Raw genomic sequence first — 25976 nt, 5'->3', positions numbered from 1 at the left:
ACATATCAATCCTTCTTTTTTATTATAAGATCCATATCAACCACACGCTTAGTTGTCTTAATTCTGGTTGATTCAATTAATACTGGTGAAACAGTATAGTATAGAGCCAGCTTTATAGGGGAGTTTGAAGCACTCCATAGCTTGATTTTCTCATCAAAGGTAAGATTATTTAATACAACTTTTAAAGGTTCTTCTCCCTCATCAAAGGAATTACCAAGCTTTGAATTCTCAATTACAGGTGAGTCATGGAGAATTTGCATGGTTCTACCTAATATTCGTTGTTCATCAACGGCTTTTGACTTTATATCCCTTCCTATGTTTACTGAAATCATATAATAAAGAGTAAGTGAAATGGAAGGATACTGTTGGCGTTCATTATCTAAATTAATCATATTAACATTCCTAAAACTTCCATTTTCTTGAATATCATAAAGGTGAAGAGATAAAACAAAATCGTTTTTATCAAAGGGTGAGCATAGTAATATCATGTCACGATTTTGTATGAGCTCAGGGCACATGTTATCTCTTAGAAGGTTTATTATTGAGTTTCCCACTTCACTTAGTGCAAAGTATCGTGCCATTTTATGGCTCCTTTCTTTTTGTAGTATATGTTTTTACTTAATTCTTTCCTCTAATCTTTTAGGATAAAGAACTAAGCAACTGTCACCAGATCTCCAGATACTTTCAAGCTCAAGTTTCCTAGTTATGTAATCAAGAGGTACATAAGTAGCACCATTAATTGTGACTGCAGGAGAGGGCATTATATCTTCCTTGCCATTTATAGCAACGACTTCACTTCCTATATTAAACACAAAAATGTTGTTATTATTTACTAGAGTAACTTCGGAAGTTGAAGGCCTCCACAGAACCCTAGCTCTCATAGATTCAGCGAGAGAACGAAGGGGAATGAATACTGTGTTGTTTCTTACTGCAATTGGAAATCTATGCTTTGCATTACTTCCCTCAATTATTAAGTTTTCTAAAGGGAGTAGTTGATATCCATTAATAACTTGAGACCTTAATTCAAGTTCATGACTTTGATACTTTTGTCTTTCAAGTTCTTTTAATTGTTTTGTTATGTCTGACATTAGCATATCTATAGCATTTAGGTTTTGTTCTGGATTAGATTTTAAACTATTGAGGATGATAAGCCTTACTATAAGACGATGCTTTCTGGCGGATAAATCTATAATATGGTTTATATCTCCTACATAACCCATGCCAAGAGAGCTTTCAGCCTGTTTTAAGTCAGATAATAATGGTCCTGTTCCGTCTACATAAGAATCGTCCTCATATGAGTCGTCTTCATAAGTATCATCTTCATAAGTATCATCTTCATAAGTATCATCTTCATCGTAGGAAGAATCATCTATGTCTGTTTCATCATCTATGCCAATACCCTCCTCTAATGCTGTATTCATAGATTGCTGCAAGGCTTTAAGTTGGTCGCCTTCACTATGTTTACCACTAGATATAAGATCTTTATATTTATCATCTATAAGCTTGTTAAGATTATCAAGGTCTGACTCTTTAGTGTCTAGGCTTACAGCACTATCGGGTAACTCGCCAGAAATATTTCCAAGTTTATTTGCCAGTTCAAGAGCCTTTTCATAATCTCCTGTTTGAATAGAATCATCAAGCTCTTTTAGTGTGTCTTCGTAAAGATCTGACAAGATTTCATCTACTTGGTCATCAGACTTTTCGGGCTGTTCATGACTTTCAGGGATTGATTCCATGAGTTCTTCTAAAGCCTGATTTATGGAGTCTTGTATGCTTTTAAGATTGTCAGCCTCATCTAAACTTCCTTCAACTACAAGGTCTACATATTTATCATCTATAATTTTGTTAAGGTTATTAAGGTCTGACTCTTTTGCTTCTTTGCCTTTAAAATCATCGGGTAATTTATCTGAAATATTGGCAAGTTCATTTGCTAGATTAAGAGCCTTATCATAATTTCCCTCTAGTATTGAATCGGTTAAATCATTTAAAGTATCCTCATAAAGCTCTGACATGAGTTTTGCTTTATCGTCAAGGAAATCTTCAGTATTTATAAGGTCAGAGGATATGGAGTCTAACTGTGATATCAAATCATTAACAGTATCTAAGTCTTCATCATCCATTGCTTCTTTTAGTTGTTCTTCTAAATCTCTTTTTTCTTTCATTAGGTCTTTATAATTTTCAAGAGCCTGATTTTCTATAGAATTTTTTTTGTCGGAAAGCTCATTTATATCTCTTTCTATTGAAGCAGCCAGTTCTAAATCGCCTTTTTCTATAGAGTCCATGTATTGTTCGTTTAAAAGTTTTACCTGCTCGTCAATTAAATTAAGCTCATCAATTGCTTCCGAAGAGGTTTTGTTTAAATCAGAATGTATAGATGCAATTTTAGAATTTAAACTATCTATAAGGGAATTTAGGTAGTCAACTATTTCTTTTTGAGAATCGCATTCAGGCACTAAGGGAATTGTTGACATATACTGGCTTCTTATGTCCTGATATAAAGATAACACATCATTTGGATTGCTTCTTCTTTGTTTAATGTAGTCAGTTAGTTCCTCTATATTATCCCCCATTTCTTCTAATAATAGCATATTTTCCTCTTTGAGAGACGCTAATAATCTAGAGGATTCACCATTATTTTTTGCACTAAGATATTGAGGTGAGTCACCTCTTTTAGCCAATGTAATAAGTTTCTCAACTTCTTTTTCTTTTAATGAATCCAGTATGGATAGCTCAATTTTAATGTTTATAATTGAATTGGATAGAATGTTATTTATCGCATATATTCTGTGAAGAGAAGTGTCAGCACTTTGATAATCATCTTCAGAAACAGCGTCTAAAAGATTTTTAGAAGCAGTTTTTTTCTCAGACAAAATGGGAGAGTGGGGGGAAGAATCACTTGATTGATTTTCCAGTTCCACAATTTTCTTTTGAACCTGATCAAGTGCAGACCAGTATTTTGTAGAGAGATCGGTGTAGGCATTTTTAACAAATCTTCTATCGTCTCCTTCGCCTTTTGTTACAATTTTGTCAGCATACTCTGCCTCTGTCAGAAGTCGATCGTAAACCTCTTCATAAGATACCAATATTTTCTCTGTATTAAGATTGCCTCTTAACTGAGTAGGTATTTCAATCACTTGATCAGGTTCTTCTTTAGTGGTTTTTAAATATTCTATATACTTTGTAAGCTTATCCATCAACATTTCTTTGTCGTTGTATTTATTCGAAAATACTGGAATAAAAACCCTATTGATTGAATTTAGCTTATCATAATCCTCATAACTGCGATCTTCCATTTCTAGAATCATTTCTCTTTGGGTTTTTAATTCCTCTAGTTCAGGTAAAACATTTGGATTTCGGTAGTCAATTATTCTGAACAAATCTACTTTACGACCGGATTCAAGATCAATTGTTGCACCATCATCTCTTGTCCAGTGTGTTAAAGTCAGTTCATTTATTTCTGAGTTTGAAACAGCATTCCCAGAAGTAGATATATCAGAAAAGCTTGAGGCATTGGTTATTTCAAACCATGTTCCATTTGCAAACTCTGACTTATAGTAGGTATCAAATTGAAAGTGTTCCTCAGCACTTTTTAATGCAATATCAATAAGATCATTGTTTAAGGCTTCAAAAGAAATAATATGTGATCCGATAATAAGTGAACCTATAGGAATATCTTTTGCATCAGGTCTTGAGGGATTTGCATGCAGAACGTCCATATTTAAAATATAGATGCAAAGAATAAAGACTATAAGTAAAACTATTAAGTTTTTTATAGTTTGTTTAAGAGGTTTTGTTAATGCCATAAGCTCACCATCCTGATAATTTATTTTATATTTAAAATATTATTTCCATCTTCTTTAGAAAGGTCTAGGGTAAATAATTCATTGTCCATATTATATAGTTTAATGTCAATTATTTCAGGGTTGTTAAATATTATAGAAAGATGATTAAAAGGTTTATCAATTTCTATTACCTCACTTGTGATGTTTGTTTCATCAATTATAACTTGATAGTGAGTTGCTGCTATTTCATCGCTTATTTTTACAGATAAGCTTGATCTGAAAAAAGAATCTAACTGATTTAATGACCATTCTCCTATGTTTTTTTCACTATGAGATAGAGATTCTTCCAAAAGCTCTTTAAATACCAATTCTCCTTCTAATTGAGCTCCATCAATTTCTGCTTCATGGGTCGGTATATCATCCATGTATAGCTTAACTACCATCCTTGTGGAGTTTCTAAAGGAAATTGGCAGGTGGGAGATGGTGTTGCTTAGTCTTGTTTTATTTCCAATTTGTGTTCCATCATCAGTAAAAAGTGCAAAATGAGTTGCATCTATATCTGCACTATCAGGGATATTTACACCAAAAATGAATTTAAAGTCGGTTATAGGCAGTCTAACATACCAATTGGGACGGTTTGATAAATCGGTGTCTGCTTGGTCATCTGTTCTAAATGAATCACCTGATTCAAATTCACTTCTGTCAAAAGAGACTCCAGACCTGAATTTATCTATTGCACCACTGGCATAAAGGTTAAACATGCTTATTGTTTTATTATAATTTAAGAGACTTGAAAAAACTGCATTTTCACTTTGTATAGCGTTATTTTTTGCAGATTCAAGTTCTTGAAAACTTAACTCACCAAGTCTATTTTGGGTTTTTGCTCTTTCGTACTGAGCCTTTGCATCCTGAGCATTTTTAACTGATTCATCATAAGCAATTTCAAGTTCCTTAACGGTAAGATAGGTGTCTTCTATCATATCGACAAGTTGTTTTTCTGCATCAGCTTCGGCTTTTCTAGCTCTGTCTCTTTCAATTAAAGATAGAAATAATGCATATTTTTCGTCTTCAAAGTAGCGTATACCGTCATATTCTCCTTGAAACCATTCTCTAGGTATACGTATGCTAAAAAAACCTAGGCGAATACGACGTCTACCTGTCCAGGGACGTTCAATATTATTTAAAGCTCTATGATATTTGTTTAAAAATGACCGATAGTTGATTTCACTGTTTTTGGAAAGTTCACTTTCCAATATACTGACCTTGCTGCCCCAACGGTCGTTGTATATATTTCTAAGTTCCTGGAGTTCTCTTTCAGCTATTTTTCTATTCCTAGAGGCTTTAAAAAGGTCAAAGTCATTGTCTACAGAATGGGAGACAATGCCTTGAAGATCTTTTCTTTCTAAGGATACAAAAGAAAAGTCTTTACTAAAACTATAGCCTGTTTGTACATCAATGCCAACAATTTCACCAAGTTTTTTCTTTGCATTGTCATATCTTAAAATTTCTTTTCTAAGGTTATCAGTTTGTGTTTCTACCTCTTTTTTTAAATATTCATAGTCATCCCTACTTGCCTTTCCAATTCTGTAATCTCTTTGAATTCTTTCAAGTGTTGATTTTGTATTTTCAAGTAGCGTTTCTGAAAGAGAAACGCTTTCCATAAGTTCAACAGTTTCAATATAAGCACTTTCTGCTTTAAATTGTGTGTTTAATGCTTCATATTTCAACTTTTCATTGAGAACAACTATACTGTTTTCTATTTCTGGAACCTTCATTACAAGGCTTATCTCTCTTGGAAGACCGTGCTTTGAAGGGAACTCAATATTATAAAGCAGAGAGAATCTCACTGTGGACTGCTTACGTCTTATATCACGGATGGCTTCTCTTGCTTGCCTTAATTCAATTTCTTTTAGTATAAGCTCAGTTTCCACATCTTTTATATTGCTACAGTTTTTTATGGCAAGAAGCACTGCTTCATCCAGAGTAAGGTTATTTGGAGTTCTTGAAGTTGCTCTCACAGGTAAGAGGCATAGCACAATAGTTAAAACCAGAATATATATACCTGTTTTTTTAAAAAGCATCCTATCAGTTGAGGGGGATTTTAAATAAACTTTATTCATATGACCTCCTGATTGTCCTAATTGTTATTTTGTTCACTCACTATTTTATAATGAGATATAAAAATTCTTCTGCCTCACCTTTGAAAAATGCTGAAAAACTATATTCTTCTCCTTTGAAATGAGCAAGATATATTTCATCAGGTATTTGGTCTAAATCTATACTATTGTTTTTTAATATATTGCTTAGTACCAGTTCATCTTCAAAGGTAAGATACGTGTAGCCTGAATACAAAGGTTCTCCATGAATTAGTATAAAGTCTTCTAAAGCCATAGAATTATTTATTTCAGATATATTCACATCACCCCACAAAATCACTTCGTTAACAGTTAAAGAAGTATCATCTAAAAGTGCTTCATCTTCTTCTTCCATGTAAAGTACAAGGCTTAAATTCATATCTTCATAGGTGATACACACCAAATCATGTTGCATGCTGATTGTATTTGGAGTAAGAAAAACGTTATCTAAATCTGTTACAGGCTTACCTAGTAAATAGAAGAAATCAATATTTCCATCCTTAAAAGGTCCATTAAACAATTCTCTTCCATTTATACCATATATGGTACCTAAACCATCAAATAAACCGTTTTTAAACTCTCCATCATATACTAGCCTACCATTTTCTGTATTATATAATTTGCCAAGCCCGTTATATATTCCATCGGCAAAATTACCTTGATACACCATAGTATTTTTTTCATAATCGTATAATTTACCCTGACCGTTGTACTTTCCCAAAGTAAAAGTGCCGGTATATTTAATGGTTCCATCAGGGAAGAATTCTTTTCCCTCCCCATGATACAGGTTATTCTCAAAATAACCTGTGAATTTTTTACGTGAATATTCATCGTAAAGGGTACCTTTTTGGCTGTACGCACCATTTCTAAAGCCCCCTGTGTACCTTATCATTCCATCTTCATAATAGGTTCCTTCTCCCTCGAACAAACCATCTTTGAAGGTGCCCTGATACTTCATTGTTCCATCTGGGTAGTATTTTGTACCATGACCGTTATATTCGCCATCTTTAAAAGTTCCATGGTATATTGGTGTACCTGACTCATCAAAAAGCTGCCCTTCACCGTTATATTTATTTAGCAAAAATTCTCCATTAAACAAAACATTGCCATCATGATGGAGTTTGCCTTTTCCACTAAAGTTGTTAAGTAAAAATTCGCCCACATATACAAGAGAGCCTTCTAAATCATAAAGTCGTCCTTTTCCTGTACATTTGCCTTCTACTATATCACCTACATAAACTACTTGAGAGTTTGAGGCTAAAATATTTGCTCTTCCAGTATAGTTTTCTATATCAGGTGAGTTAAAATAAAAGCTTGGCGTCCAAAACCTCTCTCTAATTGGGGGAAGAGCATATCTAGTGAACAATATAGGGGCTGCGATACAGATAATTATAATTATTACTGCTAATTTTTTTGATATCAGTAAATTGCCAAATTGAAAATAATCTTTCAGGCTTTTGTTATCTCCACGTAAAAAGCCAAGAACTTTCTTGACTGCTTTTTTTGTAAATTTAGCAGAATGGCGTTTAATATTAGAGAGTTTTTTGATTTTTTTAACAAACTTTTTGAAAAACCTTGATATTGAATTTGATATAATTTTAATATTTTTACTAAGAATATCTTTTAAATCAAACATTATTATCCAACTCCTTGGCGACTATTCTAAAAAGTATTTAAGGAAAGATCTGGCTTTTCGACAGAGTCTTTTTTGTAGTATTCGTCACATTTATAAATGTATTTTTTGGATACTGAATCATATGGGTTAATTTTAAGTACGTTTATAAAACCATTTCTTGCTTCATAAAACTTACTCTGTAAAAATAGCTTGACAGATTCTTCAAAAATTATTTTTGTTCTTTTTTTGAGCATTAACAATTCAGGTTGATCTCCGTCATAGAAATCATATAAATTAATTATTTCATTTCGTTCTTTTAAAACAATTCGACCTATGTGTCGAGAGTTATATTTATTAGCTGGAAGAGATTTGTATACAGGTTCAGTAACCAAAATTGAGCAACCAAGTTCTTTTGACAGTGTTTCAATACGAAATACCAAATTTACGTGCTCCGAAATAGCTGTTGCAGACATTCGATTTTCCTGCCCTACTATTCCCAGCATAACTGAGCCTTTATGTATTGCAGAGGCAAAATCTAGACTATCCAAATTATCATTGCTGTTTAAGTTTTTTTGAGCTAAAAGTTTTTCTCTTAGGGCAATGGAAGAGGTCAGAGCTTTTTCTGGATTAACAGGGAAAAGAGATAACACACCAGCCCTGTCAAATCTATCTACAATACCTCCGAGGTTTGTTATTTCATTGCCAATTAAGTTAAAAGCAGAGTTAATAAGATTAAATATTTCTTCAGTTGATAATTTTGAAGATATTTGATCAAAATCCTGTGTATTTGTAAACATAATAGTTATATCTTTTTTTACTTGATTTCCTAGCTTGACATGTAGTACGCTTTTCTTGTGTAACAGCTCAAAAAACTTTAGAGGAACAAATCTATAGTATGCGTCGTTGAGCTTGGTAAGCTCATTAAAATGCTTTTGGAGTTTACCAGACATTTGATTAAATACTTTACTTATGTCAGTAATTTCATCATTTGAGGTAATTTTAATCTGAGTTCCGTAGTTTCCTTGGGAAATTGAATCAACTCCGTGTTTTAGCTTTCTTAAAGGCTTTAATGATATATAAAGTGCAATCATACAGAGAATAATAATTATAAAAGCGGAAAAAAGGTTTACTATAGAAATCTTATAGGTATTGTATACAACAGTTGCATTATAATCATCGAAGGTTGTTCCAGTTTCAAGAACACCTACAACTGTTCCATTAGAATCAATAATAGGAGTTACTACAACCAGCCAGGTTCCAAGTTCATCCTGTATGCTGCCAGATATAATGCGTTTTTCATTTGCTGCCTTTTTGTATAAGTCCAAAGATTTCCTATTATAGATATATTCCATAGGCATATTGCACTGATAGCTGTACGAAACTCCTATATAAAATCTATCATCTCTTACAACACTTAACATATTATAAATCATTTTTTTATACTCTTCTTCTCTTATATCATAGTAACTGTCAAGATCAAAATTGAGAATTTCATCTAGTTCATTATATTCCGTTCCCTTATATGCTTTTGGAGAATCAATTGCTTTAACTTTTTCAGCATCAATATTACGTGAAAAACCTAGAGAAAAATTATAAACTTGAGATATTGTTTCATCATATAGTACTTGCTGATAGATATTCATTGTATATATGTTAACAATAATCATGCTTATCAAAATTAATGGCATTAAAATTATAGCCTGTTTGAATATAATAGAAGATCTCTTTGAAACAAATCTTCTAAAAAGCTTATAAAAAAGGATAAGTATTAGTGTAGCTAAAGACAATAGAATATAAAGAGTAACTATTCTTATAATATAATATGAGTGGGGAAGTGATGGATAAATAACCTGATTTGTGTTTTCCTCCATATAAGCTATACTTTTTTTATCATCTATCACATCATTAGTTATAGCAGCAAATAGGTTTTCATTATAAGCATATAGATTTCTTATATCCTTATAAGTAAGACCTGTTTTTTCCTCTATTATATCACTGCTGTTATTTTTTACAATTGCCTTTTTTTCGTTCATATCTATAAAAACTTTGTTTCCAGTGAATAAATCCATAAAGAATAAATTACCATTAGCATCAATGCTTAAATCTGATGGTATTGAGTTTTCACTAAAACCTTCATGAGGGAAGATGTGTGTATAAGACCCTTGTTTATCCAGTTTTATTATGTTTGCTTTTCTAGTAAGCAAGATAATATCTCCTGAAGGAGAGTACCTTAATTCAGAAGGATATATTTCTTGAGACAGCACCATTTCTTTAATGGTATCTGTTGTATGACCATTTATAGAAATTCTTTTCAATTTGACAAAACTTTTGTCTTCATTTAGATGGAAAAAATAAATAAAATCTTCATAAATGTCCACAGATGAAATTCCAATATTTAAGCGGCGCTTAGCATCATCATAACTGATTGAGTATATTTCCTTTTGAAACTCTCCATTTTTATCAAATTTAAGTATTTTTTCAGATATTATCAAATGAGAGAATGTTTCATATTCTATCTCAACTACATAAATATTTCCCTCAGAGTCAATTGCCATGTCAGAGTATTCATATAGGCGATTACCTTTAATAGTTTTGAAATCAATGGTGTTTAAAATTGTTCCATTGCTATCAGTTTTTACAATATTTACTTGGTCATTTAAGTTATTTATATAGTGAATATATCCTGAATTATCAATGTTTACTTCTGTTATATAGTTAAAATAATCAGGTACCAGTTTTAGTGTTGTAAATATAGATACTGGAATGTATATGGCAAAAAGTACAAAAAGTTTCCACCTCATTAATTAATCACTCCCATCTTTAGGGGTACTGTCTTGGTAAATAGAATCAGATAACAGTTCAACAGTACCAATTTGGGTGATGCCATTATACGAGTCAGTTTCATTAAATGCCTGTTTTGTTTTAAAGAAAGAGCTGTATATCCAAAAAGTCAAAAGTCCTGCTATTATAAAAATAATTGAAACAACTTTTACACCATTTAAGATTTTTTTCTTTTCTTTGATTTTTGATAATAAACTTTTATTTGCCAAAGCACGGTAGTTTTCAGGATCTGAAGTATAGCACCTATAAAACTCATTAAAATCTGAATATAGTTCTTTAAATGACGCATATTTAGACTTTATACAGTTTTCAATAACATTCCAAAGTTCATCAAAATGATATTTTTTATCATGTATAAGAATTTTAGAAAGTATTAAACCTGTATGATTCATAATTTCTTCAAGGCTAACAGAGTCATTAATGTCATTAAGATTTAAAAAATAGTTAAAATATATTTTGTATGAGCTTTCCACGTTTAAATTACTACTTTTGAGCATTAAAGATGTAAATTCTGGTGGAAGCTTTAAAGACATCATATTTACAATTAGACTTTTGGCTATATTAAGCCTTTCAGTGAAGGACATTCTTATATTGTTAAGAACCCAGTCAAGTTTTCTTTCATCAAAATATTTAAATATAACATAAAGACAGGAGTCTATTGATAATATATCTATCAATTCATTTATATCGTCCTTTTGTTTTAAATTAGTAAAAAAAGGCATGTATTTTTTTATAAGATGCTTATCCATAATTTTGTTAATAGTAAATAAACGTTCTTGAGAACAACCAAGACGTTTACCTATGTAAATATCCTGAGACGGTGAGGAAAAAACATTTTTAACTATGAAGTATTCATGACTTAATGTTTTAATGTTCATTTATACATCTCCTTGTCTTGTCTATTTTTCTTTTACTATAACAAAGGCTGAAGCTTTAAGTTTTGGGTCTGATGAGCTTTCAGCGTTTATTTCATAGACGCCTTCTTTACTTGGTGCTGTATAAAATCCATTAGAGTCAATTGTACCTCCTTCTGCCTCAACAATGCTCCAATTAAATGAAATATTTGAATTATTATCACAAATAACTTTAAAATGTCCACTTTCTCTTGGAGAAAGTGTCATTGTATCAGGTCTTATAAAAAATTCATTATTATGATCATCTGAATAATCAATGGAATTGTCATTTAAATCCTTATATGCTCTCCACCTTACCTTTATACTGGATGATTCAGTATTAGATAAAAGCTTTATTCCTATTACAAAGGTTCCTTTATCAGCATAGGTAACAGCTCCAGTTGAAGCCAAAGGACCAGAAGGTTCATATTGAGATTTGGAAAATATTTGTGAGTCACCAAAAATAATTTGATGGCCAAGATTAAAAATATTATTGTCACTTTCTTCATATTCTACACCAAGGTCAATATAAACAGGGCCCTTCCCAAGACCATGTATGATTTCTTCTGTAAAATATTTCTTGTTGTATTTAGGGTTAAGACCTAAGGGGATTTCAACAACTCCTGTAGTAAAGGAATTTTGTAAACTGGAGCTACTAAAAGATGGAGAGGAATTGTTTATTATATTAGTTGTATCATCAAAATAATTGTTGTCAGTACATTCAATATTATTAGCTATTTCTTGGTCTAATAATACAGAATTAAGAGAAGAATTTAATATATATTGACTAAAAGGATTATTTTTAATGTTTTCTATAACGTATGTTTCTCCTACGTTTAATATATTTATTTGGGCAAGATAAAGTCTGTGCTGACTGATGTTTTTGGTGATTTCATCCATAGATAAAGAAAAGTAATCTTTTTTAATTGCTTCTCTAATGTGAGAGTTAATTATATTGACGGAATTCCTACAATTAATATCTAATCTTGAAACTTCGCTGTCGTTTATTGTCATTTTAAAGCTTTCAGGTTTTACAATTAAATCTGTTTTAGTATCGTTTAATTTGTCTGCTTTAAGCTTAAATTTTAAGATTGTTTTTTCTTCTTTGTCTGAACCGTTAAAACTAACCTTAAGAGAGTTGCTGCCATCAGATGTAGTAAAACAGGGCATATCCACTTCATAAAAAAAGGAGAAGGGGGATTGCTGATTGTTTTCTACTATAACGGTAAGATACATCTCCCCAAGGGAGTTTACATATTTAGGTGTTAGATGGGTTACCTTTATCTTGTTATCATTATATAATGTCTGAACATTCTCATAAAGATTTGATAAGCTTAAAATTGAAGGCTCAGGCTCTTCCTCACTTATAAAAAGCCGATATACTTCTTTATATTTATTATGTTCAATTCTTTCTTCATTATCGGAAGTGCCAGAAATAGAGTGAACTGGTTCTTTCTCTCTTTCAGCGTATTCTATGCATAAGTAGAGTTTTTTAGACAAACTACTGCTTTCAAATCCATCTATTGTAGAAAGCTTCTTAATTACAGGATTGTCCAGTACAATTTCTCTTCCTGCATAATCTAATGCCATTCCCATTTCAACAGATATGGATGTATCATCTACTTTAACAGTGTTAAGTCCACACACTATACCGCTTCCAAATAATAACCTGTTTAATAACCTTCTTTTGTCATTAAAATATTTTTGCTCAGATTCAAAATCTGAAACAGTTAGAAGCTTACCATAAAAATATTTATTTCTTTCAAAAGGAAAATATTTTAAATTTTTCAAACTATCCATCCTCTCTGTTTTTTTTATGAAGTTTTAACATTTAGAAACACAAATCTTTTAAATTTAATAGAAAAAAGAATTAATACGTTAAGTAATGTCTTAGAAATAACTTTGTATTCTCAAGGGCAAAATCCGATGTTATTTCTTAGCATTACTAAGTTTAAAATAATAATACTTTTTACAAACTTTCTCTAAAGGATATTTCATTACAAAACATGCAAACAAGAGCTAATTATCTCCTTTGAGCTTAAATATTGACAAACATATTGAACTGAACAAATTGATTCTAATAGTGCTGAAATACATTACTTCACATAAAATAATATATTTGTTACGACATACCATAAATAAGGTGCTACATACTATTATTCTCAAAATCTTATAAAGTGAAATGCTTATAATGTCGCCTCTTGAGAAGGGTTAATTCATTTGAGTCTATTGCAACCTTACGTCCATGATATGAAAAAACAAGATTAATAATAATTATAGCATTTCAATATAATATATGCAATATTAAAGTTTAACTTTTTTTTGGTTATAAGATTGGTAAGAAAAAATAAATCACAAAAAATACTAAAAATGTATATGTTCCTTTCTTTTCATCGTGGTTATTGACAATTAATGAATTATATCATAAAATCAAGATATACAGATAATAGGAGGAAGTCTATATGGAAGATTGTAGAATATATGAGAAAAAGGCTGAAAAAATAAAGGCATTGGCTCATCCTCACAGACTGTGTATTGTAAGAGGATTAATAAATAACAATTGTAATGTTACAAAAATTCAAGAATGCTTGAGTTTACCCCAGTCAACAGTATCTCAACACCTTGCAAAACTCAAGGCAGCAGGTATAATTGAGGGGAAAAGAAGTGGACTTGAAATTTGTTATTCTGTTGTAGATAAAGATGTTATTAATATAATTTCAGCATTATTTTAATTATTAGGAGGAAGAAGAATTGGATAAAAGAGATGTTGTGGCAAAAGCGATTGATCATGCAGTGTTAAAACCTGAGTTTACGGATCTTGAGCTTGAAAAAGAGGTGAAGCTTGCTAAAGAGTACAATGTGGCCAGTGTTTGTGTTAAACCCTGTCATGTAAAAATAGCGGGTGAAATTTTAAAAGATTCAAAAGTGTTAGTAGGCACAGTTATAGGTTTTCCCCATGGGACTACAACTACAAAGTGCAAAGTTAATGAGTCCATAGAGGCGATAGAAAATGGTGCTAAAGAACTTGATATGGTTATAAACATAGGAAAGTTAATTTCAGGCGACTATCAATATTTAAAAAATGATATAAGTGAAGTTGTAAATTGTGCTCATGATAGAAATGTTATAGTGAAGGTAATTATTGAGACTGCTCTTTTAAATGACCAACAAAAAATACAGGCATGTGAAATTGCAGAGCAGGCGGGAGCAGATTTTGTAAAGACCTCTACAGGATTTAATGGGGGTGGAGCTTCATTGAGTGATATTGAACTTATGAAAGAATCTGTTAGTTCAAAGACAAAAATAAAAGCTTCTGGAGGTATTAAGACATTAGAGCAGGCTATGAAGTTTATAGAGGTAGGATGTTCAAGGTTAGGGACAAGTTCTACAGTTGCTATTTTAACAAATAGTGTCAATGATGTAGATAGTAATTATTGATTTAAGGGTAAAAAAGAAGAATACTGAGTGTATGACCGGCATAAAAATAATCTATAAAGAATTTATAGTGAGGTGGCCGGTTGATGAAAAAACAATTGTGTATTGTATCAGTATGCATTATGATAATAACATTTATGGCAGGATGTTCTTCTAAGCAGGATAGTTTACAAGGTGAAGATGTGCACCCTGTTAGTAGCATTACATTAAGTGAAGCGGAAGCTAGGCAGATATCAGACAAAGTTCCAATAAATCTTTATTTTGCAAATAAGGATTGTACAGAGTTAAAGTTGGAAATTAGATATATACCTGTGAGTGAAGCAAAAAAAAGTGTAAATCATCTAGCAGGGATTATTGTCAATGAACTAATAAAGGGACCTAAAGTTGACGAGTTAAGGCCTACTATTCCATCTGAATCAAAGCTTAAATCAAAGATAGAGATAGATGGTGATGTTGCAGTTGTTGATTTTAACAGTGAATTTAGAGAGAAACATTCAGGTGAAAAGGCTCAGGAAAAGATGACAATTTACTCAATTGTAAATTCTCTGACAGAGTTGAAGGAGATAGATAAAGTACAGTTTTTGATTGAAGGCGAGAAAGTTAAAGAATTTAAAGGGAATTTCAGATTTAATAAGACCTTTCCAAGAACTATTTCAATTATATCAATGGATACACAAGCTTTAGAGGTTGTAAGGCACAAAGAGCAACCTAATGAAGAAAAAGATGAGGAAAAAGACAAGGATAAGGGCAAAGATAAAGATGATGATTACATAATAGAAGAGGAAGATGTGTTTTCAGAAACAATAGAGGATGTAGATGTATTTGGAGAAATAATAGAAGATGAAGAGTTTGAAGAATCGCTAATTGAAATATATGAGTGAACTTGCGTGCTTTAGTTAAACATTGAGACTTCAGGTGGAGATTTTACTCCACCTGAAGTTTTATAAAGATTGTCTTATTCATCTTCTCTTCAAAATCATTTAGGCTATCGGATTTTGATGCTAATTTATGCCATTTAGATAAAGTAGCCAAATCTTTTTGATCTTTTATTTTTGCAGCTAATGATTCAGGCACACTACCTAAATCTTCAAGAAGTTCTAAAATGTCTTCAACCTTACCTTCAATCTTACCTTCAATCTTACCTTTCATTTCAATAGCTGGATCATACAATGTTCGTACCATATCATACACCTCCGTGCTTGTTTGGGTATAGTCACCATATTTATTATATAAATATTCTGTTATATTCATAAGTACCCTTAATATTTTTTCTAAATTAATTTTATCATATTTCTTATATGAATTGTTGTAAATTTTTATGGGAATAGGGTGGGGGTGTTTCAATGTTTTAAAAATATCTATTGATTAGAAGCAAAGCTTGTAGTAAAATTGTACCTAAGTTAAATTTATTTGGATAAAAAAGAAGTTGAGAGTGGGAAATGAAATATAATGAATGCAAAAGTTTACATAAGTGGATAAAACAATATTTAAGTAAAGTTGTTGCAAAAAAAGACAAAAAATATCAAAGAAACTATTGACATTACCATTATATATATATATATATAATGGTGAAATATAGAATATATTCTATATTTAGTGTCATGTATCAGCTGATATGAAAGTAGTTAAAACGAAGTACATAGGAAGTAGTGCTAATGGGACGTGGCATCCTGTTTGCCCAAATGGGACAGTATGGTCTACATGGATTAATGAGTGGATATAAAATTGCTAATACTTAAAGTTGACTTAACAAAAGAGGGCATAATTAAAATTTAAATAGAACAGTACCTAATAAATGCCATATGTAATTATTTATTAGGTACTGTTCTTGGGTTAAAATAGAAAGAGGTGTAAAAATGAAAAAAAGGTACATTTTAACTTTCGTATTTCTTACAGTTTTTATAGTTTTGACTGGTTGCAAAGCTGATGCAGACTTGAAAAATTCATACAATTCAGAAACTGACTATCAGTATTTATACCATAGACAGGGGGAACTCATAACCATGGCTGATGCTGGTAGTGGTTACTATTTTCTAAATGGCACGCGTATATATTATGCAGATAAGGATAATATGGAACCTGTTTTATTGGATAGCAGACCAGATGCAGATTATAGTCAACAAAGTCAGAACAACAGGGATGACAGTTCTTTTACCAATGGCGAATTTTTAACATTTTATGATGAAAAACTATACATACTTGAAAGAGGAGAGAGGATTTTTTTATAAGAAAGTCAAACAACAGAAGAACCTATTTATTTAATTGAGATGTCAAAGGATGGAACAGAGAGAAAGACGATACTAACGCTTGACTTTCATCCACTTAGCATAGCAATACACAGAGGTGTTGTATATTACACAGTGCGTGATTTTAGTAAGGATTCAGATTTAGAGTACCATATAATGAAGTATGATTTAGAAAAAAGATTTTTTAATGAGCCAGAGATAATATATACTGGAAGTAGTCCAGATGGTAGTATTTTTGACTTAATGCCATATGGAAATAATGTCTATTTTCTTGAAAGAGAATCTAATATAAGAAGGTTAATGAGATATGATATAGAAAAAGAAACTACGACGCAAATAATTTCTGATGATGATGATAATATTCGACCAACTATTCAAGGCTTTTTAAATGATAAACTTATACTTAATATGTTTGATGGAGATGATAATTATGAAAAAGAATGGTTTGCATATATGTCTGATTTAGATGGAAGCAATATAGAAAAACTCCCAGTAGACATAAATTTTCTTTCGCATATTTATTCTGACAACAACTATTTATATATAAGACCACTTTATGCAGCTTTGAATTTGGAAGAGTATCAGCATATTCCTGATGAGATGGTAATATATGATTTGGATTATCAAATAGTTGATACAGTAGATATGTCTTATTATAGAGGAATGCATAAATTGATTTCAGGGGATGATGAATATATGTTTATATTTTATACAAAAGATTATGTTACATACTATGTAGATTATTTGGATAAAAAAGAAATCGGCAGTGGTAATTTAGAGTTTAAAAACCTTATAGAAAGCTAAATGAAACTAGACATTTTATTGGGGGATTATTGTGAGACTAATAGCATATGAATTAATCAAATTCTTTAATAAGAAGTTGATTTTGTTTCTTGTACCTTTATTAATGCTGGCAAATGTATTTTTATATTATCAGCAAGAAATAAAATATAATGAATACGTAATTTATAATATTATTGCCACTCATGTTGTTCCTGATGTAGAATTTATAGCAAAGGAAATTATTTTAATAAAAGAAGGAAAACTTTTGTTGCAGGATAAACCTGGTAATATTTTAGAAGACATGCAAGGTAAAGTTTTTGAAGTTAGTGTAAGCAAAGAGATGGTGAAAGATATTCAGAAAAAATATAAGGTAAGTAATATTTCAAGTGAAAAAGATAGTGTATGTGTCAGATTTATATCAGACAAAAAACCTGAGGAATTAAATTTAAGGAATGCAAAACCTAGCTTAGATGATGTATACTTGTATATGTTTGATGATGAAGTAATAAGTACATAGGTAATAACCCGATATTTAGCTTTAGCTGAACATCGGGTTGTTAATCTGTTATGTTAACATGTGGTGTTATAACAGTATCTTATTACATCTTCTCTTCAAAATCATTTAGGCTATCGGATTTTGCTGCTAATTTATGCCATTTAGATAAAGTAGCCAAATCTTTTTGATCTTTTATTTTTGTAGCTAATGATTCAGGTACTCTACCTAAATCTTCAAGAAGTTCTAAAATGTCTTCAACCTTACCTTCAACCTTACCTTCAACCTTACCTTCAATCTTACCTTCGATCTTACCTTTCATTTCAATAGCTGGATCATACAATGTTCGTACCATATCATACACCTCCGTGCTTGTTTGGGTATAGTCACCATATTTATTATATAAATATTCTGTTATATTCATAAGTACCCTTAATATTTTTTCTAAATCACTTATTAGAATTTCATTGCTGTCATTTATTTCTCTTAATGTATCAATAGTATTTCTGATTGTGTCTAATAATATGTTAAACTCTTTATTAATTAAATGTGCTTTTTCTTTATATTCTTTTTTGCTATTGTATATTTTTGCTATTCTTTTTCTTGATTTAAATACCTGTAGAGGAAGTAGGGGATATAGTTTTTTATCTTTTAACTTTTGTGCTGAATATTGCCAATATTTCATTGTTGGTACTTTATAACGTACTTCTTTTCCATCAGGTAAAACCATTACAAAAGATAATTCATCTTTTATATTTTCGTTTTCTTCAATAAAAATAACCAATTGTTTAGGAAAATCAAGTCGTATTTCTTCATTATCGTTTGTATTATTTAAATTCAATTCCCTTGCTTTTTCAAATCCATAAAAAAACATTCTTATTACCATTCTATTATCATTTGTTGTCTGAAACTCAATATGATAGTGATATAAATGTGTGTCTTTATAAATATTTATAAAAACATCACCTATTATTCTATCAAAATCATCTTTAACAAATTCACTATTTCCATACTCAATGTTTACCTCATCAGCAATGAAATTTTCGTTAAAAAGTCCATTTATCATATCAATCATAACTTTTTTAGACATTTTAAAAAGGACTTTCATAATTTGGTCTAATTTGATTTTTTCCTGCTTTTTATTAGTATTTGTTTCACCCATACTAAAACCTCGTTACTTTCTTAAATTAATTTTATCATATTTCTTAATTGTTGTAAATTTCTATAGAATAAGAAGAGTGTATATATTAAAGGAAGGGACGTTCTCATATCGAAACATAATTAAAACTCCAAAAGATTTTGAACACCTAAAAGATATTCCTCTAGAACTAGGTCTTGATAAGGGTGTCGTTTCTGCAACTCAATTTTCTACTACAGATATTTTAATTGCCATAATCATTTTCCTTATATGTGTGTACATATTTCTTCAAGAAAAGGAATCAGGTCTAACAAGGTTAATTCGAACAAACAAAAAGGGAAGATTTAATATTGCAGTTGCCAAACTTATTACTCTAATTTTACTAACCGGGGCATTAGCATTAATTTTTTATGGTTCTATTATTTTAATGGGGAATTATTTATATGGTTTTGGAGATTTGTCGAGATATATACAATCTATGGAGGTTTTTAAACACAGTAACTTACTGTTGACAGTAGGGCAGTATATTACCTTGTTTTTAGTGGGTAAATTGGCTGTTTGTATTTTGGTGGCTCTTATATTTTCACTTTTCTTTACATTAATAAATAATGCCAGTAAAATATACCTTTGCATAGCTGTATTATTAGGCTATAGTTATATTTCTCATGTTTTTATTCATTCACTTTCTCATGTAAGCCTTTTAAAATATATCAATATAATATATTTTTATAATACATACAGTTTATTAGGTGAATATAGAAACATTAATTTTTTTGGATATCCCATTAATAATTTATATTTGGCAGGGGTGTTGATAGGTATACTATTTATTGTTTTACCTGTTTTTTCTGTGTTTATCTATGTAAAAAACAATGCTGCCGTTTCTAATTCAGTATTTCATGGACTGCGAAACAAACTAAAATTAAACAAAATAAAGTTAGGTCAATCTATAAAACCAATAAACCATGAGCTTTTTAAAGGTTTTGTTACAGGGAAAGGATATATAATTATAATAGTAGCCCTTATTATTGGATATAACAGTATTAATTTTGAAGAGCTTAGATTTAATGAAGATGATGCCTATTATAACAGTTACTTAGCAGTGCTTTCGGGAGAGTTAAATGAGGAAAAGATTAATTTTATTGAAGAGGAAAATGAAAGATTTGAAAAACTTCCTGAAGAGTTTGCAAATGTCTATAATGCTTATCAAGAGGATGAAATTACATTGCAGGAGTATAATCGAAAAAATGCAGAACTTGAGGCATTTGAATTGAAGAGAAAGGCTTTTCAAGATGTTTACAATCAGTATCAGTATTTACTTGAAGTAAAAGAAACAAAAGGTTTAGAAGTAGGGTTTGTTAATGAGATTTCATCTGATTATATTTTCAATAATAGGTCGAGAGATATAATTAATGGGATAATGTACACCATATTGTTGATATTGTGTTTATGTGTTATATTTCCAAATGACTATAAAAACAATATGATTGCCATTTTAAAGTGTACTAAAAATGGCCGATTCAGGCTCTTTGCCTGTAAACATGCAGTTGCATATATAATTGCTTTTATATTAATGGTTATAATATATCTGCCTCAGTATATAAATCTTATTAAAAATTACAATGTAGAAAATTGGAATGTTCCTATACAGAGTATAATGATGTTTCGAAATTTTAATATACCTGTTAGTGTTATAACATTCATTATTTTAAATATTGTGCTACAATTTTTAGGTGTCTTAATTATGTCTAATTGCATATTATTTTTATCACTTATAATAAAAAGACATTCGCTGGCTATTTTAGCTGCATCTGCGGTTTTTGTATGCCCTATACTGATTCAATGGGCAGGACTAGATTTTATACGCAGATACTCATTTAATAATATCTATTTAATGTTTACGGAATTTACAATGAGCAGTTCAATATGGAGTACAGTATTGTATTATTCTGTACTGGTACTTTTAGGTGCATGTATAAGTATTTTATGCTGGAACAAGTATAATCACAATTTGTTAGCTTTGGGGGTGAAAAAGAGATGAATCTGTCAATTAAAAATGTCAGCAAGACTTATAATAAGGGAAAGAAAAAGGCTCTAGACAGTTTTAGTGTAAATCTGACTTCGGGTATATATGGTGTTTTAGGGCCTAATGGAGCTGGGAAGTCAACACTTATGAATATTATTACAGATAATCTTAAGTCGGATACAGGAGAAGTTACTTATAATAATGAAAATATAGTTAAGATGGGAAAAGAGTATAGAGATATTCTTGGGTATATGCCACAGCAGCAGGCAATATATGACGATTTTACAGGTTTAAGATTTTTATGGTATATGGCAGCACTTAAAGGTTTAAAGAAAAGCCTTGCAAAAGAAAGAATAGAAAATTTATTAAATACAGTCAACTTAAAAGAAGATGCTAATAAGAAATTAGGTGCCTATTCAGGTGGAATGAAACAGAGGATATTAATTGCACAGGCATTATTAAATGACCCTAAAGTTCTTATTTTAGATGAACCTACAGCAGGATTAGATCCAAAAGAGAGAATACGAATAAGAAACTTTATCTCTACCATAGCACTTGACAAAATAGTTATTATTGCCACTCATGTTGTTCCTGATGTAGAATTTATAGCGAAGGAAATTATATTAATAAAAGAAGGAAAACTTTTGTTGCAGGATAAACCTGGTAATATTTTAGAAGACATGCAAGGTAAAGTTTTTGAAGTTAGTGTAAGCAAAGAGATGGTGAAAGATATTCAGAAAAAATATAAGGTAAGTAATATTTCAAGTGAAAAAGATAGTGTATGTGTCAGATTTATATCAGACAAAAAACCTGAGGAATTAAATTTAAGGAATGCAAAACCTAGCTTAGATGATGTATACTTGTATATGTTTGATGATGAAGTAATAAGTGCATAGGTAATAACCCGATATTTAGCTTTAGCTGAACATCGGGTTGTTAATCTGTTATGTTAACATGTAGTGTTATAACAGTATCTTATTACATCTTCTCTTCAAAATCATTTAGGCTATCGGATTTTGCTGCTAATTTATGCCATTTAGATAAAGTAGTTAAATCTTGTTTGGGCATAGTCACCATATTTATTATATAAATATTCTGTTATATTCATAAGTACCCTTAATATTTTTTCTAAATTAATTTTATCATATTTTATTTGAATTGTTGTAAATTTCTAAGAATTCTATTTACATCTCCGTTAGAATATTTTTTTAGTTGCTCACTATTTTTAGATATTAAAGATACTGTTTTAGAGCCAAATAATAATAATCTTACCATGTAAAAACGTAAAAAAATGCCATTTCGTGACTTTAGTCATTTTTTATCGTGACTAAAGTCACTTTTTTTAATGACTTTAGTCACAAAAACAGTGACTTTTGGCACTTGATATTTTATGTGCTGGTGATATATCATATTACTATAAAGTAAGATATGTTTAAAATTAACAAGAAGAGATGTGAAGATATGAAAATGAAAAAAGTACAGTGCATGCTATTATTTTTCATTATAGCAAATATGTTTTTAGTTATGGGGTGTGAAAGTGTGGAAAAAGATAGTGAAAATGTTACCATATCGGATATTGCTTATGATAATCAGGTTTCTTCAGGTATTTTTAGTAAAATAGGCTCAGGAAATAATAAAATTGAAGAAAATGATTATACCGTATACATAGAAGAAAATGATGAGTTTGTACCATATCTAGTACTTACATCTGATTATAATGGTAACACAATGCTTTTGAGAAAATATGTATTAGAAGAAGAACGTCCTTATAATGAAGATTCTCAAAAAGTTTTTTATGAGAATAGTCTAGTAGACAAATTTTTAAATGATGAATATATAAAAACTTTAAGTGATTTTATTCAAGATAATATTGTTAACACTAAGGTATTGGTAACAAGGACTTTTATAAATAATATAGGGAATGTAGACGTAGAAGCATACCCTATAGAAAGAAAGATATTTTTAATTTCCTATACTGAATTAGGTTTAGAAAGAATCTCAGTAGCAAAAGAGGGAAAGTCCCTTGAATATTTTGAACACAAAAAGAGTTATTCAGCGTATGCATATGAAGGAAGAGAAGAACGCATCTGGTATTTGCGCACACCATATCTAAGTTCGTCTGGTGATGCTGTATGGGTAGTTGGAATTGACGGAACTTTAGGTGGAAAAGGGATTTTAGAGTTCGGAGGGGAAGGGGGATTGGCAAAGTCAAGTGTCCGACCTGCATTTTGTGTTAACAATTCATTATTAATAGTAGAGAGCAAGGAGGTGATAGATGGTGAAACAGTATATGTTGTGAAAAAATAAAAATAAAAAAGAGCTTTACAAAAATTAATTATTTTAAAACTGGGGGAATTTATAATGAGTGTATTTTATTTCAAAACAAGAGTTATATGTTTAATGTTAATTATTTCAATGATTTTTTCATTTATTCCTTTCATAAGTTACGCAAGTAATGATTTTGTTATTGGCTCTACTAGAATTATAAGAATCAACTGTCCAGTAGATGTTGAAGTATATGATTCAGACAACAATCTTGTAGCTTCTATAATAGATGATATTCCTCAAGAAATAGCAGAAAGCAGCATTGTTTCTTCTATAAATGAAGATGGAGAAAAACTTGTTTATCTTCCAGCAGATGCTGACTATAATGTAAACCTTATTGCTACAGATTCTGGTGAAATGTCAGCATCAATAAATGAATACAGTTATTATACAGAAAGTAATTCAAGAATATTGAATTACTATGATATAAATGTTGAAGAGAATGATGTATTTACAGTCGCTGTACCTGCCTTTGATGTTGACGATGTTTCTGATGCAGTTGTAAATGGCTCTCAAGTAGAATACTTAGTAGCTGATATAGATGGAAATGCAATGGCTCCAGATGTCTCTATAATGGGTGAGGAAGCTCAAAAGGCCCGTTTTGATATTAATGTTTATGTAGAAGAAGAGTATGGCTTTGTTTTAGGAAGTGGCGGAAGGGCTTTGGGGGATTATGCCAAAATTACCGCTGTTCCTTACGATGGGTATGCATTTGAAGGTTGGTATGTAAATGATGAAAAAATATCTTCAGAAGCTGAATATCGTTTTAGAGTAGAAGAAGATTTAGATATATTTGCTAGATTTGCACCAAATGATTTTTTCACTCAAAATATAAAAGTAGAAGTACAAACAGATAAAAGTAAATATGCTATAGGTGATACAGTAAAAATAGAGGAAACTATAAGTAATCTACATCCAGATGAAGCTATAGAAGACTTTAAGTTAATGACTGTTATTTTTGATGAACTTAAATTTAGAATATGGGAAAATAATAAATCAGATTTAAGCTTGTTACAGGAGGATTCAATAGTAGTAAATGATAAATGGTCAACAGAAAATGCTGATTCAGGAGAATATAAACTTGCTACTGTTGCGTATAAAATTGAAGATGAATCAAAAATTTTTGTTTCTGATGAAGTCTCATTTGAAATAGTAGAATCAACACCACCTTCGCAAGGTGCAGGGAGAATAGTAACACCACAACCTCAAGAAACGCCACAACCACAAAAAAATGTTGAAGAATCGGAAACTGTAGAAGAAATACCATCAGTTATGCCAAAAGACATTTCTGTCTTTGTAAGCACAGATAAAAGAGCTTATGCAGAAAACGAAGTAATTACTTATAAAATAAAATATCATAATTTGATTGATTCGCCAACTGGAGAATTTGAGTTGTTTGCCGAGGTTCCTTCATACACAGAAGTAATAGAGGCAGATGGAGGTATAGTCAAAGAAGATGTAATAAAGTGGGAAATGCCTGATTTAAATAAAAAAGAATCAGGAGAAATAACATACAAAGTAAAGGTTAATGAGATACCTCAGTCTGAGATAAAAATTAAAAATACTTTTGAGATAAAAGATGATGAATTAATCAATCCTAAAAATTCAATATCAACTATTGAGGTTATGGCTCGAACTAGAAGACATGGGGATATAACTCATAAATCATATATAAATGGCTATCCTGATCAATCATTTAAACCTGATAAAGATATAACCAGAGGAGAAGTAGCTGCAATATTAGCAAAAATTATGGAACTGCCAATTCAAAGTGATATAGAAAAAACAGAATACAAAGACGTAGATAGTAGCCATTGGGCAGCAGGATACGTAGAAGCTGTGACAAGTGCTAACATCTTTACAGGATATGAAGACGGAACATTTAGACCTGATGAAACTATAAGTAGAGCAGAACTTTCTGTAGTGGTATTTAAGTATTTGAATTTAGATGAAAAAGATGCACTAAAAGAAAGTTTTACAGATACTAAAGGACATTGGGCATTAAACTTTATAGAAGAAATTAGTCGAAATAAAATAATTAGAGGTTATGAAGATGGAAGTTTTAAACCAAATGGTAAAGTTACACGTGCAGAAGCAGTTGTTATGCTAAACAAAATGCTATACAGAGGCTCATTAAAGGTGAATGAAAATACATTTGTAGACTTAGACAAAAATCATTGGGCATTTGAGCACGTGGAAGATGCAGCAAGAGATCATAAATTTACTGTAGATAAGCAAGGTAATAAGGTGTTTGTTAAATAGCA

At 30.7% G+C, this 25976-nt stretch carries 19 protein-coding genes; 10 read left to right on the top strand and 9 right to left on the bottom strand.

Translation table 11 applies throughout. From position 1 onward, the window contains the following. Positions 1-5 precede the first annotated feature (5 nt). Genes RBH29_RS02775 through RBH29_RS02745 form a run of 7 tightly spaced genes read right to left on the bottom strand, consistent with a single transcriptional unit; the run spans position 6 to position 13057 of the window. Positions 6-581, bottom strand: a complete 576-nt coding sequence (locus tag RBH29_RS02775; RefSeq protein WP_306694984.1) for a DUF4255 domain-containing protein — start codon at positions 579-581, stop codon at positions 6-8. A gap of 33 nt (positions 582-614) precedes the next feature. Beyond that, a complete protein-coding gene (locus RBH29_RS02770) occupies positions 615-3803 on the bottom strand; it encodes a copper amine oxidase N-terminal domain-containing protein (RefSeq protein WP_306694982.1) in 3189 nt (1062 codons plus the stop codon). 20 nt (positions 3804-3823) lie between these two features. Then, complete coding sequence (locus tag RBH29_RS02765; protein ID WP_306694981.1) at positions 3824-5902, bottom strand: TolC family protein; 2079 nt, start codon at positions 5900-5902, stop codon at positions 3824-3826. A gap of 40 nt (positions 5903-5942) precedes the next feature. Beyond that, positions 5943-7553 carry an MORN repeat-containing protein gene (locus RBH29_RS02760; RefSeq protein WP_306694980.1) on the bottom strand — a complete coding sequence of 537 codons (1611 nt, stop codon included), beginning with the start codon at positions 7551-7553 and terminating at the stop codon, positions 5943-5945. A gap of 26 nt (positions 7554-7579) precedes the next feature. Beyond that, the gene (locus RBH29_RS02755) at positions 7580-10333 is read right to left on the bottom strand and encodes a HAMP domain-containing protein (protein WP_306694978.1); all 2754 of its coding nucleotides are present in this window, start codon (positions 10331-10333) and stop codon (positions 7580-7582) included. 3 nt (positions 10334-10336) lie between these two features. Continuing rightward, positions 10337-11251, bottom strand: a complete 915-nt coding sequence (locus RBH29_RS02750) for a hypothetical protein (RefSeq protein WP_306694977.1) — start codon at positions 11249-11251, stop codon at positions 10337-10339. Between the two features lie 21 nt (positions 11252-11272). After that, on the bottom strand, positions 11273-13057 hold the full coding sequence (locus RBH29_RS02745; RefSeq protein ID WP_306694976.1) for a hypothetical protein: 1785 nt from the start codon (positions 13055-13057) through the stop codon (positions 11273-11275). A gap of 671 nt (positions 13058-13728) precedes the next feature. On the opposite strand from RBH29_RS02745, the gene RBH29_RS02740 reads away from it, so the two are divergent. The 3 genes from RBH29_RS02740 (at position 13729) to RBH29_RS02730 (ending at position 15582) form a co-directional block, all read left to right on the top strand. Then, positions 13729-13998, top strand: coding sequence for an ArsR/SmtB family transcription factor (locus RBH29_RS02740; protein WP_306694974.1), 270 nt, complete (start codon positions 13729-13731; stop codon positions 13996-13998). A 19-nt stretch (positions 13999-14017) separates the two neighbouring features. Beyond that, positions 14018-14704, top strand: a complete 687-nt coding sequence (gene deoC, locus RBH29_RS02735) for a deoxyribose-phosphate aldolase (protein ID WP_306694972.1) — start codon at positions 14018-14020, stop codon at positions 14702-14704. An 83-nt stretch (positions 14705-14787) separates the two neighbouring features. Next, the gene (locus tag RBH29_RS02730; protein WP_306694971.1) at positions 14788-15582 is read left to right on the top strand and encodes a GerMN domain-containing protein; all 795 of its coding nucleotides are present in this window, start codon (positions 14788-14790) and stop codon (positions 15580-15582) included. 43 nt (positions 15583-15625) lie between these two features. On the opposite strand, the gene RBH29_RS02725 is transcribed toward RBH29_RS02730, so the two are convergent. Next, the gene (locus tag RBH29_RS02725; protein WP_306694970.1) at positions 15626-15952 is read right to left on the bottom strand and encodes a hypothetical protein; all 327 of its coding nucleotides are present in this window, start codon (positions 15950-15952) and stop codon (positions 15626-15628) included. Positions 15953-16557: 605 nt separating this feature from the next. Between RBH29_RS02725 and RBH29_RS02720 the strand changes: the two genes are divergently transcribed. From RBH29_RS02720 to RBH29_RS02710, 3 genes are read left to right on the top strand one after another with little or no spacing between them, the layout of a single operon-like run. Next, positions 16558-16929: a hypothetical protein gene (locus RBH29_RS02720; RefSeq protein WP_306694969.1), complete on the top strand. Its 372-nt coding sequence runs from the start codon at positions 16558-16560 to the stop codon at positions 16927-16929. 39 nt (positions 16930-16968) lie between these two features. After that, positions 16969-17751 (top strand): hypothetical protein, encoded by a 783-nt coding sequence (locus RBH29_RS02715; RefSeq protein ID WP_306694967.1) that lies wholly within the window; start codon positions 16969-16971, stop codon positions 17749-17751. A 31-nt stretch (positions 17752-17782) separates the two neighbouring features. Further along, positions 17783-18247: a hypothetical protein gene (locus tag RBH29_RS02710; RefSeq protein WP_306694966.1), complete on the top strand. Its 465-nt coding sequence runs from the start codon at positions 17783-17785 to the stop codon at positions 18245-18247. Positions 18248-18329: 82 nt separating this feature from the next. On the opposite strand, the gene RBH29_RS02705 is transcribed toward RBH29_RS02710, so the two are convergent. Beyond that, positions 18330-19385, bottom strand: a complete 1056-nt coding sequence (locus RBH29_RS02705) for an RpnC/YadD family protein (RefSeq protein ID WP_306694964.1) — start codon at positions 19383-19385, stop codon at positions 18330-18332. Between the two features lie 76 nt (positions 19386-19461). Between RBH29_RS02705 and RBH29_RS02700 the strand changes: the two genes are divergently transcribed. The 4 genes from RBH29_RS02700 to RBH29_RS02685 all read left to right on the top strand — a co-directional run bounded on the left by RBH29_RS02700 (position 19462) and on the right by RBH29_RS02685 (position 25974). After that, entirely contained in the window at positions 19462-21402 is a 1941-nt protein-coding gene (locus RBH29_RS02700; RefSeq protein ID WP_306694963.1) for a hypothetical protein, read from the top strand. Continuing rightward, positions 21399-22283, top strand: coding sequence for an ATP-binding cassette domain-containing protein (locus RBH29_RS02695; protein ID WP_306694961.1), 885 nt, complete (start codon positions 21399-21401; stop codon positions 22281-22283). Before RBH29_RS02700 ends, RBH29_RS02695 begins: the two co-directional genes overlap by 4 nt. A gap of 532 nt (positions 22284-22815) precedes the next feature. Continuing rightward, positions 22816-23694, top strand: a complete 879-nt coding sequence (locus RBH29_RS02690; protein WP_306694960.1) for a DUF6273 domain-containing protein — start codon at positions 22816-22818, stop codon at positions 23692-23694. A 54-nt stretch (positions 23695-23748) separates the two neighbouring features. Beyond that, the gene (locus RBH29_RS02685) at positions 23749-25974 is read left to right on the top strand and encodes an S-layer homology domain-containing protein (RefSeq protein WP_306694958.1); all 2226 of its coding nucleotides are present in this window, start codon (positions 23749-23751) and stop codon (positions 25972-25974) included. Positions 25975-25976 lie beyond the last annotated feature (2 nt).

Source organism: Herbivorax alkaliphila (assembly GCF_030848475.1).
In the GTDB taxonomy this organism is placed as follows: Bacteria; Bacillota; Clostridia; order Acetivibrionales; family Acetivibrionaceae; genus Herbivorax.
This window is presented reverse-complemented; position numbering and strand designations above follow the sequence as displayed.

Bases quoted from the DNA above. Each gene is read 5' to 3' on its own strand.
- RBH29_RS02775 (WP_306694984.1), bottom strand. From the start codon at position 581: ATGGCACGATACTTTGCACTAAGTGAAGTGGGAAACTCAATAATAAAC.
- RBH29_RS02770 (WP_306694982.1), bottom strand. From the start codon at position 3,803: ATGGCATTAACAAAACCTCTTAAACAAACTATAAAAAACTTAATAGTT.
- RBH29_RS02765 (WP_306694981.1), bottom strand. From the start codon at position 5,902: ATGAATAAAGTTTATTTAAAATCCCCCTCAACTGATAGGATGCTTTTT.
- RBH29_RS02760 (WP_306694980.1), bottom strand. From the start codon at position 7,553: ATGTTTGATTTAAAAGATATTCTTAGTAAAAATATTAAAATTATATCA.
- RBH29_RS02755 (WP_306694978.1), bottom strand. From the start codon at position 10,333: ATGAGGTGGAAACTTTTTGTACTTTTTGCCATATACATTCCAGTATCT.
- RBH29_RS02750 (WP_306694977.1), bottom strand. From the start codon at position 11,251: ATGAACATTAAAACATTAAGTCATGAATACTTCATAGTTAAAAATGTT.
- RBH29_RS02740 (WP_306694974.1), top strand. From the start codon at position 13,729: ATGGAAGATTGTAGAATATATGAGAAAAAGGCTGAAAAAATAAAGGCA.
- RBH29_RS02730 (WP_306694971.1), top strand. From the start codon at position 14,788: ATGAAAAAACAATTGTGTATTGTATCAGTATGCATTATGATAATAACA.
- RBH29_RS02725 (WP_306694970.1), bottom strand. From the start codon at position 15,952: ATGAATATAACAGAATATTTATATAATAAATATGGTGACTATACCCAA.
- RBH29_RS02720 (WP_306694969.1), top strand. From the start codon at position 16,558: ATGAAAAAAAGGTACATTTTAACTTTCGTATTTCTTACAGTTTTTATA.
- RBH29_RS02715 (WP_306694967.1), top strand. From the start codon at position 16,969: ATGTCAAAGGATGGAACAGAGAGAAAGACGATACTAACGCTTGACTTT.
- RBH29_RS02705 (WP_306694964.1), bottom strand. From the start codon at position 19,385: ATGGGTGAAACAAATACTAATAAAAAGCAGGAAAAAATCAAATTAGAC.
- RBH29_RS02695 (WP_306694961.1), top strand. From the start codon at position 21,399: ATGAATCTGTCAATTAAAAATGTCAGCAAGACTTATAATAAGGGAAAG.
- RBH29_RS02690 (WP_306694960.1), top strand. From the start codon at position 22,816: ATGTTTAAAATTAACAAGAAGAGATGTGAAGATATGAAAATGAAAAAA.
- RBH29_RS02685 (WP_306694958.1), top strand. From the start codon at position 23,749: ATGAGTGTATTTTATTTCAAAACAAGAGTTATATGTTTAATGTTAATT.